The organism is Mycobacterium sp. 48b, assembly GCF_048282725.1.
GTDB lineage: Bacteria > Actinomycetota > Actinomycetes > Mycobacteriales > Mycobacteriaceae > Mycobacterium.
On record NZ_JBLVUL010000001.1, the window covers coordinates 568,986 to 583,883 of the forward strand.

General features: G+C 65.8%; 14 protein-coding genes. 10 read left to right on the plus strand and 4 right to left on the minus strand.

What is annotated here, in order from left to right:
• Positions 1-39 precede the first annotated feature (39 nt).
• Positions 40-2,121 (minus strand): AMP-binding protein, encoded by a 2,082-nt coding sequence (locus ACNQR1_RS02625; protein ID WP_418043818.1) that lies wholly within the window; start codon positions 2,119-2,121, stop codon positions 40-42.
• A gap of 215 nt (positions 2,122-2,336) precedes the next feature.
• Between ACNQR1_RS02625 and ACNQR1_RS02630 the strand changes: the two genes are divergently transcribed.
• The 5 genes from ACNQR1_RS02630 (at position 2,337) to ACNQR1_RS02650 (ending at position 8,108) form a co-directional block, all read left to right on the plus strand.
• Positions 2,337-3,131 carry a DUF1906 domain-containing protein gene (locus ACNQR1_RS02630; RefSeq protein WP_418043819.1) on the plus strand — a complete coding sequence of 265 codons (795 nt, stop codon included), beginning with the start codon at positions 2,337-2,339 and terminating at the stop codon, positions 3,129-3,131.
• Positions 3,128-3,886 (plus strand): SCO6745 family protein, encoded by a 759-nt coding sequence (locus ACNQR1_RS02635; protein ID WP_418043820.1) that lies wholly within the window; start codon positions 3,128-3,130, stop codon positions 3,884-3,886. The genes ACNQR1_RS02630 and ACNQR1_RS02635 overlap by 4 nt, the downstream gene beginning before the upstream one ends.
• 12 nt (positions 3,887-3,898) lie before the next feature.
• A complete protein-coding gene (locus ACNQR1_RS02640) occupies positions 3,899-4,546 on the plus strand; it encodes a maleylpyruvate isomerase family mycothiol-dependent enzyme (protein WP_418043821.1) in 648 nt (215 codons plus the stop codon).
• 242 nt (positions 4,547-4,788) lie between these two features.
• The gene (locus tag ACNQR1_RS02645; protein ID WP_418050253.1) at positions 4,789-5,214 is read left to right on the plus strand and encodes an MmpS family transport accessory protein; all 426 of its coding nucleotides are present in this window, start codon (positions 4,789-4,791) and stop codon (positions 5,212-5,214) included.
• Positions 5,211-8,108 (plus strand): RND family transporter, encoded by a 2,898-nt coding sequence (locus ACNQR1_RS02650; RefSeq protein ID WP_418043822.1) that lies wholly within the window; start codon positions 5,211-5,213, stop codon positions 8,106-8,108. Before ACNQR1_RS02645 ends, ACNQR1_RS02650 begins: the two co-directional genes overlap by 4 nt.
• A gap of 15 nt (positions 8,109-8,123) precedes the next feature.
• Here ACNQR1_RS02650 and ACNQR1_RS02655 read toward each other — a convergent pair whose 3' ends face one another.
• Positions 8,124-9,146, minus strand: coding sequence for a fused (3R)-hydroxyacyl-ACP dehydratase subunits HadA/HadB (locus ACNQR1_RS02655; protein ID WP_418043823.1), 1,023 nt, complete (start codon positions 9,144-9,146; stop codon positions 8,124-8,126).
• Positions 9,147-9,261: 115 nt separating this feature from the next.
• Between ACNQR1_RS02655 and ACNQR1_RS02660 the strand changes: the two genes are divergently transcribed.
• The gene (locus ACNQR1_RS02660; RefSeq protein WP_418050633.1) at positions 9,262-10,479 is read left to right on the plus strand and encodes a hypothetical protein; all 1,218 of its coding nucleotides are present in this window, start codon (positions 9,262-9,264) and stop codon (positions 10,477-10,479) included.
• Here the strand turns inward: ACNQR1_RS02660 and ACNQR1_RS02665 are convergent.
• Positions 10,436-11,011, minus strand: a complete 576-nt coding sequence (locus ACNQR1_RS02665) for a PadR family transcriptional regulator (RefSeq protein ID WP_418043824.1) — start codon at positions 11,009-11,011, stop codon at positions 10,436-10,438. The genes ACNQR1_RS02660 and ACNQR1_RS02665 overlap by 44 nt on opposite strands.
• A gap of 103 nt (positions 11,012-11,114) precedes the next feature.
• Here ACNQR1_RS02665 and ACNQR1_RS02670 point away from each other — a divergent pair, with 103 nt between their 5' ends.
• Complete coding sequence (locus tag ACNQR1_RS02670) at positions 11,115-11,531, plus strand: nuclear transport factor 2 family protein (protein WP_418043825.1); 417 nt, start codon at positions 11,115-11,117, stop codon at positions 11,529-11,531.
• Between the two features lie 41 nt (positions 11,532-11,572).
• On the opposite strand, the gene ACNQR1_RS02675 is transcribed toward ACNQR1_RS02670, so the two are convergent.
• Positions 11,573-13,411, minus strand: a complete 1,839-nt coding sequence (locus ACNQR1_RS02675; RefSeq protein WP_418043826.1) for a hypothetical protein — start codon at positions 13,409-13,411, stop codon at positions 11,573-11,575.
• A 171-nt stretch (positions 13,412-13,582) separates the two neighbouring features.
• On the opposite strand from ACNQR1_RS02675, the gene ACNQR1_RS02680 reads away from it, so the two are divergent.
• From ACNQR1_RS02680 to ACNQR1_RS02690, 3 genes are all read left to right on the plus strand, one after another.
• Positions 13,583-13,921, plus strand: a complete 339-nt coding sequence (locus ACNQR1_RS02680; RefSeq protein ID WP_055119049.1) for an ArsR/SmtB family transcription factor — start codon at positions 13,583-13,585, stop codon at positions 13,919-13,921.
• 3 nt (positions 13,922-13,924) lie between these two features.
• Positions 13,925-14,410, plus strand: coding sequence for an SRPBCC family protein (locus ACNQR1_RS02685; RefSeq protein WP_418043827.1), 486 nt, complete (start codon positions 13,925-13,927; stop codon positions 14,408-14,410).
• 61 nt (positions 14,411-14,471) lie between these two features.
• Complete coding sequence (locus ACNQR1_RS02690) at positions 14,472-14,897, plus strand: hypothetical protein (RefSeq protein ID WP_418043828.1); 426 nt, start codon at positions 14,472-14,474, stop codon at positions 14,895-14,897.
• The last annotated feature ends 1 nt before the right edge of the window (position 14,898 follow it).

Consider the following 14,898-nt stretch of genomic DNA (forward strand, 5'->3'; position numbering starts at 1 on the left):
AGACCGGCACCGCAGGAAAAACTCATCGGGCACTGCGAGCTAGCCCGGCCAGCCCATCTCCAGGGGAAACTGGCCCTCGATCAGATGCCGCTTCAGGACCTTTCCGGTGGCGGTGCGTGGGAGCTGGTCGACGAAGGTGACATCACGCGGAATCGAGAACCGGCTCAGCCGGTTCCGGACATAGTTCTTGACGGTGTCCGCGTCGAGCGACGCCCCCTCGGTGCGGACGACGAACGCCGCCAGCCGCTGGCCGAACTCCGGGTCCGGAACCCCGACCACCGCCACATCGGCGACCTGTGGCAGCACGGCGATGGCTTCTTCGACAGGCCGTGGAAAGACGTTCTCGCCTCCGGAGATGATCATGTCGTCGTCGCGTCCGGCGACGAACAGACGTCCGCTGCCGTCGAGGTATCCGAGATCGCCGGTGTCCATCAGCCGGTCCTCGACGGCAGGTGATGCCGCATTCGTATAGCCGTCGAACAGCATGTCGTTGCCGACGAAGATGCGACCGACGGCGCCTGCCGGCGCGATTGCGCCCGCGTCATCGAGGATGGCGACGCGAGTGCCCAGGGGTGGCCGGCCTGCCGTGGTCGGGGCCACGCGCAGGTCGGCGGGGTCGGCGATCGTGGCCCAGGACACCTCGGTGGATCCGTAGAAGTTGTAGAGCACGTCGCCGAAGATCTCCATGAACTTGGTGACGGCTGCGCCGGGAATGGGCGACCCGCTGCTGGCGACCACCTTCAGCGACGATGTGTCGTATCGGTTGACCACGGCGGCGGGCAATTCCAGAATGCGCTGCAGCATCACCGGAACCAGGATCACCACGGTGCAGCGGTGGCGCTCAATGGCTTTGAGGCATTCTTCGGCGTCGAACCGGTCCATCAACACCACCGTTGCCAGCAACGGTGTGCTCACTTGCAGTGCGGCCAGACCCCAGGTGTGGAACATCGGTGCGCACATCAGCATCACCTCGCCGTGACGCAGCGGCATGCGCGACAACATCGCGGCGATGGCGCCGAAGCCGGGTGGCGTGGGCCGTCGGGCACCCTTGGGCGTGCCGGTGGTGCCCGAGGTGAGCGCCACCAGTTTGCCGGGTTGTTTCGGTGGTGCCACGGGTGCGGCGCCGGTGCCGGTGGAAATGAGATCGTCGATCGAACGCCGATGCTGGGTAGCCGAATTAGCGTGGATCGAGATTCGCGGGATGTCCGCGGAAACGTACCGCACCTCCGGTTCGAAGTCGCCGTCGAGGAAAATGGCGTCGACGGCGTGGCGTTTCACGATCTCTTCGATCGCGCGGGCGGCGAGGCCGGTGTTGAGCAACACCAGGTCCGCACCTAACTTGCTCGCCGCCACCATGCACTCGACCATCGCCGAATGGTTGCGGGCGAGAACCGCGAACGTGCTGTCGCTGCTGAAACCGATCACCGCAAGGCCCGATGCCAATCGGTTGGTGCGCTCGGCCACGTCCGCGTAGGTCGAGGTCCCGTACCGGTCGATCGACGCGATTGTGCGCGGTGAGCGCGCGGCGGCAGCGGTGAGTCCGCCCGCGAGCGTGAATCCCCATTTGGCGAGCGAATTGAGCTGGCGAAGTCCACGATCGGGTCGAGACGCGCGCACCACACCGCTGGTGATCATGGTCTTCAAGACGTTGAGTTGCAGGGAGCGCCCGTCGCCCATATTGACCAGCTGTGAGGACGGTTTACCCGCAAGGGAGTCCGAGATTCGCTGGAGGCCTTCGCGGATCCAGCTCTCGATGGCGCTGTCGCTGGCTTTCGCGATGTCGGGATGCAGGGTGCCGACCGCGAAGATCCGCAATGCGATCCGAGCGCCGGTCCCTTCGGGAGTCAGACGAATCGAGGCGAAACAGCGACCCGTCTGGGTTGCGTCGAGGCGCAACTCCATGCCCGACAGGCGGACTGTCCGGCGCATCTCCTGCACGACGACGGCACCGCGGGAGGTGGACAGACGTAACTCGAAGAGATGTGGGTCGCCGGCAATGTGTTCGCACGAACCGAGGCCGCGAAAGAACCGCGGGTACAGCTCTGGCGCCTCCAGGATGGACCAGATGTCCGGACATGGGTGATCGAGCGTCGTGTCGACGGCGATCACGTCTCGTGCCACTGTGGTTTCTGCCAGGGTGTCGGGAGTTAGCTGCGACTAGCCATTCTGGTTCATCTGTCCCCGGTACGGGCCTGTTTCGCCGACGTACGCACATTTGGCTGTTCCCCGGGCAAAGTTCGGGGCAGAGTCCGCAGCGGGGAATGCCGCTGGTGAGCCTTGGACAATGGCCGGGCGGGGGGTGGAGTTGCGCCAGATCCGCGGATACGCTTCGGGCCGTGACGCGATCCGCTTCGCGACGTGAAGTCCTCAGGTATGCAGCGCTGTTTGTCCCGGCTCTGGCAGTACCTGGTGCGCTGGCCGCATCGGTCGGCACCGGGAGGGCGTCTGCCGACGGACTGCAGCTCGTCGACTTCGCCGACCGGCTGGTGCAGCCAGAGCAGATCAAGTCCGCGGGCTTCGGTGGCGCTCTGGTCTACGTGTCCGAACTGCGGCCGGGGGCCACGTTCGATTTCAAACCTGTGACCCGTGACTACGCTGACCGCCTCCGATCGGCGGGACTGCAGGTCGTCAGCTGCTACCAATTCGGCAAACCGGGCTGGCCGACGCCGTCGGACTTCACCCGCGGTTACGACGGGGGAGTGGCCGACGCGCAGACGGCACTGGGCCTGCACACCGCGGCCGGCGGTCCGGCGTCGGCGCCGATCTTCTTCAGCGTCGACGAGGACATCGACGCCAAGACTTGGAAAACCCTGGGGGTCCAGTGGTTTCGGGGAATCAACTCGGTACTGGGGGTTGGCCGCACCGGAATCTACGGTGGGCGTCGCCAGTGCGGCTGGGCGATCGCCGACGGTGTCGTGGGCTCTTCGACCAGCCCGGGTCATCGGTGGGCGTGGCAGACCAAGGCATGGTCGCGGGGTGAGCGCGAACCGGCCGCCGTATTGTTCCAGAGGGAAGTCGTCACCGCCTCCGATCCGGGGTTTGTCATCGACGGCATCCACGTTGACGTGAACGACGTTCTCGCAGCCGATTACGGCCAATGGGATCTCGCCAGACAGGAGTCACCGTCATGAGCAACACCGACATGCTGGACGCTGCCGCGACCACGGGAACGGCGATGGAGCAGGCCGTCGCGATCTTCATGCTGCACCCGGAGAATTTCGGTGCCAGCGTTGCCGCCGGTTATGAGAACCCGTTGGCCGGCTACGTCGCCGGCCGCGGCGGAGTGCTGGGTGACGCCACCGGCGCCACCGTCAGCGCCGTCTTCGCGGTGTTCGAACCCAACGGGCTCGCGGCGATGTGGGACCAGGGCGTGGCGGTGCGCGGTGCTGCCGGTGCGGCGCAACAGTATTGGGAGCAGGCCGCGGAGTTCGGGGCCAAGTACCTGGCGGGCGCCCGGGGCCTGGACCGCATCGCCGCACTGGGAGAGAAGATCATCGCGCAGACTCCGATCGCGGGGCTGCCGTTGTTCGCCGGCTGGCGTGCGATGCCGTTGGCCGACGACGCCGCCGCCCGCGCGCTGCAGGTGATGTTCGTGCTCCGCGAACTGCGCGCCGGGGTGCACTTCAATGCACTGACGATCTCCGGCATCGCCCCGGTGGAGGCGCACATGCTGAACAAGGGGCCGCAGTACACGACGATGTTCGGCTGGCCCGAGCCGTTCGCCGACGGCGCGGACAAGAAGGACCGTTATGCCGAGATCGAGCAGGTGACCAACCGGCGCATGGCCGAGATCTTCACGGCCGCTCTCGATCCGGCCGAGGCCGGGGAACTGGCGGAGTTGAGCACCGAGGCACTGGAGTCGTTGAAGGCGAACGTACCGGGCTGAGCGGTCCACGCAATGCGGTTGAGCCGGGAGGAACGCGAGCGGGTGTTCGCGGCCGTGGCCGACGAGCGGCGGTCGATCGCCACCCTGGTCGAAGGGCTCGATGCCGAGCAGCTGACCACGCCGAGCCTGTGCGCCGGATGGGACGTCAAAACCGTTGCGGCGCACCTGGTCAGCGATTTCACCGACGGCTTCTGGGGCTTTCTGGCCAGCGGCATCCGCCACGGCAGTGTCGACCGCGGGATCGACGCACTGGCCCGTCGCCGGGCCAAGGCATCCGCCGCCGAGATCGCCGAGACATTGCGCAGCCAAGCCGATCATCGCCTGAGCCCGCCCGTCACCGGTCCGCGGTCAGGCCTGACCGACGTGTTGGTGCACGGCGCCGACATGCGGATACCGCTGGGACTTCCGCATCACCCGGATCCGCAGCATGTCGCGCAGGTACTCGATTTCCTCACCAGCCGAACGCAGCTGGGTTTCTTTCCGCACCGGCGGCTGCGCGGCATCGCGCTGCACGACGAGGACACCGGGCGCACCTGGGGTGACGGCCAGGTCATTGCCGGCCCCGGCGTCGCGCTGATGCTGGCGGTGTGCGGACGTACCGTCGCGATCGACGGACTGTCAGGCCCCGGACTTCCCGTCCTCGTCTCGCGTCTGCAGTAGCGGGCTGAGCTCTCGACCACGCATTTCGTTGCATTTTCATCCGGCAGCCCGTATTTGCTCCTTAAGCTGACCACGACCACCGAATCCTGTGGCCATTCGAAACGTCGAAGGGCCTGGACGATGACAGCTGCCAATAGGTTTCCGACACGTGTGCCCCGGCCACGTGTTCGATGGCCTTGGGAAACAGGTCGGGTCGGCAGGTGGCCGAAGGTTGCATCGGTCAACTTCGGGAGGCAGCCATGCTGACAAAAATCTTCCGGAAGGTCTGGCTGCCGATCGCCATCGTGGTTGCCCTGTCCGTTGGCGTTCTCACGGTGTCGCACCTGAGGACCATCTTCGGCGCGCATCCGGTGCTGGTGACACCCATCGGCGCTGACACCGCGGAGAAGTTCAATCCCAAGGTCGTCACGTATGAGGTTTACGGCTCGGGCAGTACGGCGGTGATCAACTACAAGGATCTCGACGGAAAACCGCAGCGCGCCGGAACCGTGGGGCTGCCCTGGAGCCTGACGTTGACGACCACGGCCCCCTCGTCGTCACCGAACATCCTGGCCCAGACCGACGGCGACAGCATCGGTTGCCGGATCACCGTCGATGACGTCGTCAAGGACGAGAGGACGGCTACCGGAGTGAACGCACAAACCTTCTGCTTGGTGAAGGCAGCATGAGCGCGCCCGTGGACGACGCCCCGACCGCTCCCGTTCCGCGCCCTGCTCACAGGTCGCGCCCGGTCATCCCGCGGCTCATCCGGATTTTCGCCGTCCCGATCATCGTGATCTGGATCGCCTTGATCGCGATACTCAACACCGTTGTGCCCCAGCTTGAGGAAGTGGGCAAGATGCGGTCGGTGTCGATGAGTCCCAACGAGGCACCGTCGATGATCGCCATCAAACGTATCGGCACGAAATTCGAGGAATACCGCAGCAGCAGCTCGGTGATGATCGTGATCGAGGGACAGGACAAGTTGGGTGCTGACGCACACGCCTACTACGACAAGATGATCCGTGACCTTCGTGCCGACACCAAACACGTAGAGCACGTGCAGGACCTGTGGGGGGACTCGTTCACGGCAGCGGGAGCGCAGAGCGTCGACGGCAAGGCCGCGTATGTCCAGGTCTACCTCGCAGGCGATCAAGGCGAGGCACTGGCCAACGAATCGGTGGACGCCGTTCGTCAGATCGCCGAGGAGAGCCCGGCGCCGCCAGGGATCAAGGCGTACGTGACGGGTGCGGCAGCGACGAGCTCGGATCAGAACAGGATCGGCGACCAGAGCATGCGGATGATCGAGATGGTCACCTTCGGGGTCATCGTCGTCATGCTGCTGGTGATCTACCGGTCCGTGACCACCACGCTCCTCCTGTGCGTACTGCTCATCGCGGGACTGACGGGTGCCAGTGGGCTGGTCGCATTCCTGGGCTACTACAACATCTTTGGCCTCACCACCTTCGCGACCAACATGGTGGTGACCCTGGCCATCGCTGCGGTGACCGACTACGGGATCTTCCTGGTCGGTCGATATCACGAGGCGCGCCGGGCCGGCGAGGACCGAGAATCGGCGTACTACACCATGTTTGAAGGGACTGCCCACGTTGTGCTGGCCTCCGGCCTGACCATCGCCGGCGCCACCTTCTGCCTGCACTTCACCCGGTTGCCGTACTTCCAGACGATGGGCTACCCCTTGGCCGTCGGTATGGCGTTCGTCGTGGCGACAGCCCTGACGTTCGGAACCGCGCTGATCTCGATAGCGAGTCGTTGGGGCCGGTTCCTGGAGCCGCGAGGGAAGTCGAAGGCCAGAGGATGGCGCCGGGTCGGCACTGCGGCCGTCCGTTGGCCTGGCCCACTGCTGGTGTTCGCGGTGTCGGCGTGCCTGCTCGGTCTCCTCGCGCTGCCCGGGTACCACACCATCTACAACGATCGGAGATATCTGCCCCCTGACGTGTCGGCGAATGTCGGTTACGCGGCCGCGACCAGACACTTCTCCGAGGCCAGGATGAATCCGGACGTGATGATGATCGAGACCGACCACGATTTGCGGAATCCGGCCGACTTCCTGGTGATCAACAAGATCGCCAAGGCGCTGGCGCAGGTGCCCGGCATCGCCCAGGTGCAGACCATCACCCGCCCCGACGGCAAACCCATTGAGCACTCGACGATCCCGTACACACTCAGCCAGAGCGGGACCGGCCAGATCATGGGCAACGACTACCAGCAGGGCGTCATCGCCAACATCCTGGCCCAGGCCGGCGAGATGCAGACCTCCATCGACACCATGCAGAAGATGCAGTCCATCACCCAGCAGATGGCTGCGGTCACCCACAGCATGGTGCAGAAGACGAAGAAGACGTCGACGGATACCAAGGAGGTTCGCGACCACATTGCCGACTTCGATGACTTCTTCCGGCCGCTCCGAAACTACTTCTATTGGGAGCCACACTGTTTCGACATCCCGGTGTGTTGGGCGCTGCGGTCGATATTCGACACTCTCGACGGAATCAACACGTTGTCTGACGACATTCAGGATCTCGTACCCGACCTGGAGCGCCTGGACGCCCTGATGCCGCAGTTGGTCGCATTGATGCCGTCGATGATCCAGTCGATGAAGAACCAGAAACAGATGATGCTCAATCAGTATCAGGTTCAGAAGACCCAGCAGGACCAGACCATGGCCCAGCAGCAGGACAGCACCGCGATGGGTGAGGCGTTCGACAAAGCCCAGAACGACGACTCGTTCTACATTCCTCCGGAAGCCTTCGAAACGGACGATTTCCAACGGGGCATGAAACTGATGATGTCGCCGGACGGGAAGGCCGTGCGGTTCACCATCATTCACGAAGGCGATCCGCTGACCCCGGAAGGCACCGCGCGTTCCGAGGCGCTGAAAACAGCTGCGGCGGCAGCGATCAAGGGAACACCGTGGGAGGGATCGTCGGTCTACCTCGGCGGTACCGCCGCGATGTTCAAGGACATGCAGCAGGGTGCCGACTATGACCTGTTGATCGCGGCAACCGCTGCGCTGATGTTGATCCTCATCATCATGATGATCCTCACCCGGGCCCTGGTGGCCGCGGCGGTCATCGTCGGCACCGTGGTGGTCAGCTTGGCCACCGCCTTCGGCCTCTCGGTGGTGATCTGGCAGCACATCGTCGGGATACCGCTGCACTGGATGGTGCTACCGATGTCGGTCATCGTGCTGGTGGCCGTCGGCGCGGACTACAACCTGTTGCTGGTGTCGAGGATGAAAGAGGAGATTCACGCCGGGTTGAAGACCGGCACCATTCGCGCCATGGGCGGCAGTGGCCCGGTGGTCACCGCCGCGGGGCTGGTGTTCGCGTTCACCATGGCCTCGATGGCGGTGAGCAAGCTGATCGTCATCGGCCAGGTTGGCACCACTATCGGCCTCGGCCTGCTCTTCGACACATTCGTGATCCGGGCGTTGATGACGCCATCCATCGCCACCCTGCTCGGGCGGTGGTTCTGGTGGCCGCAGCGGGTGCGTCCCCGGCCGCCGCGTTCGCCATGGCCCAAGCCCATCCAGCGCGATCCTGCCGAGGTGGCGTCGTAACGCGGCCTCGGCGGGTCAGCTGAAGCGGATGTTCATCGTCGCCAGGCCGAAGATCTTCTTGCCGTCGGACTTGGCGGCGACGATCACGACACCGGTGCGGGTCTCCGGGTCCAGCGACTTGATCTTGCCGCTGAACTCGATGTCGGCGCCTTCCTTGGCCGACACGATCGCCGGCTGGGACAGCCGCACCGCATAGCGGGTGACGGCCCCCGGATCGCCCGACCAGGTGGAGACGAATCCGGCACCCAGGCCCATGGTGAGCATTCCGTGCGCGATCACGTCGGGCAGGCCGGCCAGCTTGGCGATGTCCTCGTCCCAGTGGATCGGGTTGGCATCGCCGGCCACGCCGGCGTAGTTCACCAGGTCGCCGCGGGACAGCCGGGTGTGGTGCACGCCGATCTCGTCGCCGACCTTCAGGTCATCGAAGGACGGGGTGCCCGGCGTCCGGGCGGTGTCCTCGGCGATCCGGATCTCGCCCTCGGGGCGGACGGTCTTCTCGTACTCGTCATCGCCGATGCCGAAGATGTCGACGTCGTGCATCATCGCCCGCTGGACGGCGGTCTTGATCTCGGGATTGAGATCTTCGGCGGTGACGCCGACGACGGTGGTGTGCAGAGTGTGCACACGCTCGCCGGCCCGGTCCGTGAAGGTGTTGGTGACGGTGATCATGTCCCGGCCGGCGATCCGACGGACCGAGGTCAGCTCGACGTCGACGTGCAGTTCGTCGCCGGCGACGATCGGGCGGTGCTGCTCGAAGACCTCTTCGGTCTGCAGGTAGGTGTCATAACCGACGACGATCGACTCGAACATGCGCCGGTTGCAGGCCATGGCCGGGGTCGAGGTGAAGGTCAGCGGCGCGACCAGGCCCGAGTAGCCCAGCTTTGCGGCGGCGTCGACGTCCCAGTGTGCGGGGTTGTAGTCCTGCACGGCACGGGCGTACTCGCGAACCTTCTCGCGGCCGACCAGGTAGAGGCCATCTGCCTCGTAGTAGTGGCCGACGCGGGCTTCGAGCGCCGATGCTTCTGGTGCTGCGGTCATGAATTTGCTCAACTTTTCTATCGGCCTGTTCGCTGAAGCCGACGCAAGCACACTAACGTCTGACCGCCATTACGCGTACAACCGGCAACGTTCGATCAGCAGATATGGTGCGGCCATGCCCGGCCTCAGTAACCCCGAGATGGTGTCTGCCTACGCGGCCCAGTTCAACCGGTCAGTGCTCGACAAGCACACAGTGGCCTCGCCGCTGGGGCTGTGGCTGCTGTTGGCGCTGGTGGGGCCGGCGACCGCGGGAGCGCCCCGCCGCTGTCTCGAAGCGGTACTCGGCGCGACGGTCGACGACGCTGCCGCGCGGGCCGGCGTCCTGCTGGGTGATCCGCACCCGGCGGTGTCGGCGCTGGCCGCGGTGTGGGACCGCAACCTGGGGCCGGCGTTCGACGAATGGGCGCGGACCCTGCCGGGCGTGGTGGAGCGGGGACCCGTCCCGGATCAGGCGCAGGCCGACGCCTGGGCGCGGTCCCGAACGAACGGGTTGATCGACCGCTTCCCGCTCCGGCTCGATGAACTGACCAGGCTGGTACTCGCGTCCGCGCTCGCCACCGACATCAGCTGGGCAGAGCCGCTCGGCACCACGAACGAACTGGGTGGGTCGTTCGGCGAACAGATACGCACGGCGTTGACGTTCCGGGACGGAATCCAACTGGTGGTCGACACCGATGCCGCGGGTCTGGTCGCGGTGGCCGCACCGCCTTCGTCGTCGGCGCTCGACGTCTTCACCGTCATCGCGGAGCCCGGCGTAGCGCCCCACGATGTCGACGCCGCCGCACATCAGGTGGCCGCGATGCTGCGCGGCGATGACCGCGCCGCCCGCCGGGTCCCGATCGAAGAGCTGACCGACGGGCACGCGTGGACCGTGACCGAGCGACGGGAACGCCGGGTCGGTGGTCCGGACGTACAGGCCGAATGGCGCAGTTACCTGCCGGCCTGGTCGGCGACCGGCGACCACGATCTCGACAACGCACCCGGGGTGGCCCCGGTGTTCGCGACGCTGGCCCGCTTCGTTCGGGACGAGGAGCAGCCGGCCGTACTCGATGCGAAGCAGGCGGCCGTCGCGTCCTATTCGAGGACCGGCTTCAAGGCCGCGGCCATCACCGCGATGGGTGTCCGCGCGGCGGGAATGCCGTCGTTCCATGAGGTGCTCGTCCGCCGGATCGACGTGCGGTTCAACCGCCCTTTCGCGGTACTGGCCTGTGCGGACCGTTACGAGGGGCCGGAGCCGTGGCGCGGGATGCCGATATTCAGCGCGTGGGTCACCGAGCCGCAGGAGACTGTCAGCGACGAGGCCGGCCCGCCGCGCCGAGCCGCTGTTCGATGATGCCCAGTGCCCGGCCCGCCCAGTCGATGTTCTCTTCCTCGAACCGGATTCCCCGCAGCAGCGTGAGATACGGACCGATGCGTTCAGCTTCGGCCAGGTAGGCAGCCTCGGTGCGGCCGGCGAGCAGATGGTCCTGCGTGCGCCGGTAACGCCCGAGTTTGGCGGTGGCCCACTGCAGACGTTCGGCGAGGGCGTCGCGGACCGCCTCGATGTTGCCGGAATCCACCGCCTGGATCTGTACCAGGAGGTCTTCACGAATCGCTCCGGGTTTCGGTGGCACCTCGGTGAACTCGAGCAATGCCTGCCGACCTGCCTCGGTCAGCGAGTACAGGCGCTTGTTCGGCCGCCGGTCCTGTTCGACGAGCCGCGCGGCGATGAGCCCCTCAGACGCCATGCGATCCAGTTCGCGGTAGAGCTGTTGGGGTGTGGCCATCCAGAAGTTGGCGACCGACGCGTCGAACCCTTTCGCCAGGTCATAGCCCGATGCTTCGCCGTCGAGGAGCGCGGCCAGGACTGCGTCGCGTAGCGCCATGAGCCGATGTTAGCAGCGAAGTGATTATTCAATATGTTGACTATTCGAACGGCTCGCGCCTAGCATCGCCGCTAGTCGATGAATTGGGTTTTGGAGGTGGCAGATGCATCCGTTCAGGGAGGCAGTGGAGGCCCGCGACGAGGTCGCGATCGAGGCGCTGTTGGCCGACAACGTGGTGTTCACCAGTCCGGTGGCATTCAAGCCGTATCCGGGCAAGCCCATCACGGCCGCGATCCTGCGCGCCGTCATGCGCGTCTTCGAGGACTTCCGGTACATCCGCGAGATCGCCGATGCCGAAGGCCGCGACCATGCGCTGGTCTTCGAGGCCACGGTGGACGGCAAGAAGATCACCGGATGCGACTTCCTGCATCACGACGACGACGGCAAGATCGACGACTTCATGGTGATGGTCAGGCCGCTGTCCGGCGCGACCGCCTTGTCCGAGGCCATGGCTGCGCAGTTCGAGCGGATCAAACAAGAAGCCGCAGAACAGATTCAGCGAGAGTCCGCTTCTGCCTGATCAGCGGCCCGCCGCTCGAAGCCTGATCAGCGGCCCGCCGCTTACGGCCTGATCAGCGTGCCCGCGTCCGACGCCGCCTTCTGCAACTCCGGGATCGTCATGTCGGCGTAGTCGGCATTGACCGGCCCCGACGCATTCCCCAGCCACGGCACCACGCCGGGGTCAGGCGTGACACCGAGGTGGTAGGCCTGGACGCCGGGCAGGTGGTACTGGAGGAAGTTGACCGCGATGTCGACGACGAAGATGACGCCTCCGATCGGGCCGGTGCTCAGCAGCGCTGCCGAGTTCATCAGCGGGATGGCGGCGTCGGGATTGCCGATCATCACGATCGATCCGTAGTGCGGCTTGCTGCCGCCGCCGGGCACGTACTCCGGCATGAACGGCTGCAGTCCGGGCAGGTCTGTGGAGAAGTAGGCAGCGGTGTCGCCGTAGGTCAGGACGTTGACGAATCCGGAGTCGGCACCGTTGCCGGGCACCGTGGTGTTGAGGCCGGGGCTCTCGAAACCGATTCCGCCCACGCCGGTCTGCTGTGCCACGTATGCGGCTTCCCATCCGCCGAGCGAGTGGCCGGTGACAAAGATGTCCTCCTTGCGGTAGCCCTGCGCGATGGCGGCGGCCTCCACCTCCTGCTGGAAGTCCACTGCGTCGTGGAAAGCCTGGGGCGGTGTGTCGGTAAAGATCACCTGGGTGTCCGCGATCACCTGGGAGATCGCGATCAGCGGGTTGTGCAGCAGGTTCGTGCCACCCGTCGTCCCCTGGTAGGCGATGATGATCTGCCCGTCGGGCGTCACCCATGCCTTGCCGGACATGCCGGTCAGCACGTTGGTGGATTCCATCTGTTTGCCGTCGACCACGAAGGGTTTCAGATCGCCCGGGGTGCCGCCCCACGTATAGGCGGCGGTGGCGGCGTTGAGGAACTGTGACACCGTCGGGGTCTTGCCGGTGGTGGGGCCGTTGTACGTCATCGTCGGCGGCACCGGTTGTACGGCAGGGGTTTTGGTCAGCCCCAGCTGACCTTCGATCTCACGGAACGCCGCGAAGAGGGCGTCGTTGATCGGCGCGAAGTTGATCGGGCTCTTCGGGCCGTTGGCGGAGACGGTGATGTCGAGCACCTGCAGCACCGTGTTGACGATGCGCCCGGGCAGCTCGGCGATCCTGGCGATCGGGGACAACGGCTCCGGAGGGTTCGGAGTCGTCTTGGTCGTGGTGGTTACCGCGGCGACCTTCGCCGTCAAGGGGATCGTGTTGGCGGCGGTCTTCGGGGCGGCTTGGACGACGGCGGTGATGTCCGGCAGTGCCGCGGTGCTTTCCGGCGCCGGCGACAATGCGGAGCGGATGTCCCCGCGGTCGGGAACTGCCGACGGCGCGATCGCGGCCAGGCGCTTGGTCGTCGCGCGGGGGGAGAAGTCGGACTTGGCCAGACGGGTGCTGTCGGCCCGGGCCGGGGTGGATGCCGACGGCTTGATCGAGCGGAGCTTTTCGCGAACGACCTCGGCGATCGAGTCCCGCTGAAGCCCTGTCGAATCCGGCTGTGTGACAGGCGGTTTGTCGTCGACGCCGGATGTGGCCGCGCCGGCAGGTGTGGTGTCCGTGGTGTCGGGCGCGTGGGTCTTCGCGGACGCGGGCGGCCGGTTCGGACGCGTGCCACGCCGGTCTGACGGCTTCTTGGGCCCGCGCCCGGTTCCCGCACTCGAGTGGCTCGACGACTGGCCCGATGAGGCCGATGAGCCGGATGAACCGGCGGCCCCGGGGTCCGCCCACGCCACAGGGTGCCCGCTCGCGCCTGCGAGGCCGACGCCGACACCGATGGCCAGCACCGACAGGCCGTACCGCAGCGGTGTGCGTCCGGCGTTCTCCGGGCAGCGCGAACCGTTCACCATTACCGATGTCCCCCTTGACATTCCGCGATGGTGTCCGGGTCTGTCGGTGGCGGGAATGCCAGCCGCCGCGAACACACGCCGGCTCAATATATATGACAACGTGTGATGCCAGTCACAGATTTTGCACGAATCTCTTGACAACATACAACCGATTGGTTGTATGTTGGTGTGGTGACCGAGAGCGACGAGGACCGGGCGGATGCCCTGTTCCACGCACTCGCCGATCGGACCAGGCGAGACATCATGCGCCGGGTCTTGGCGGGCGAGCACTCGGTCTCGGTGCTCGCGGCGAAGTACGACATGAGCTTCGCCGCGGTGCAAAAGCACGTTGCCGTGCTGGAGAAGGCCGGACTGATCACCAAGCGGCGCAATGGCCGTGAGCAGCTGGCCAGTGGCGACGTGGAGGCAGTGCGGTCGGTGGCGTCCATGTTGACTGAGCTGGAACAGGTTTGGCGTGGCCGCATCGCACGCATCGATGAACTGATCGCATCCGATCCCAAGGAGGACTGAACCATGCCCGTGACCGATGTCAAACACGACCTCGACAATCTGACGCTGACGATCACCGCCGATTTCGCGGCGCCGGTGCAGCGCATCTGGCAGGTCTACGCCGATCCGCGCCAGCTGGAGAAGGTGTGGGGGCCGCCGACCTACCCGGCGACCGTGGTCGACCACAGCCTGACGCCCGGTGGCCGCGTCACCTATTTCATGACCGGCCCGGAGGGGGACAAGCACGCGGGATACTGGGCCGTGACGGCCGTCGACGAGCCGAGGAGCTTCTCCTTCGACGACGGGTTCGCCGATCAGGATTTCAACCCGAACCCCGAGATGCCGGTGTCCAGAAACGTCTACACCTTCGCCGAACATGACGGCGGCACCCGCGCGATCTACGTGAGCACCTACGAGTCCGCCGAAGCGCTTCAGCAGGTGCTGGACATGGGTGTGGTCGAGGGTGCTTCGTTGGCGATCAACCAGATTGACGATCTGATCGCGTCCTGACCGGCTCGATCACCTGTCGCGATACGCGATCCGGGCCCGCCCCGGCGTCGTAGTCTCAGGTATGCGTCCGCTCAGGGGTCTCGCCGGGATAACCGTCAGTGTCGTCTCCGCCGCGGTGGTGGCCGCGGGATGCACGACGACCACGGGAACCCCGGTGGCGAAGACCGCCGACGCGACGACCGCGTCCGAGTCACCCGAAGCGGCGGAGCCGACCGGTGCACCGGTCGGTACCGCGGTCATGAAGGTTCTCGGAGGAACCGCGCCGGTGACGATCCGTTACCGGATCAACGGTGGCGCCGAACAAACCGAATCGGACGTGACGCTGCCGTGGGAAAAGCAGTACTCCGTCTACGACAAGCTGGAGTCAGAGGTTGCCGCCGACGGCGGAAGTGCCGCGCTCACCTGCACGATCACGATGGATGGCGACAAACTGGTCTCGTTCAAGACCGAGGTGAAGCCCGTCTGCAACTTCTCCTACTGGGGTTAGC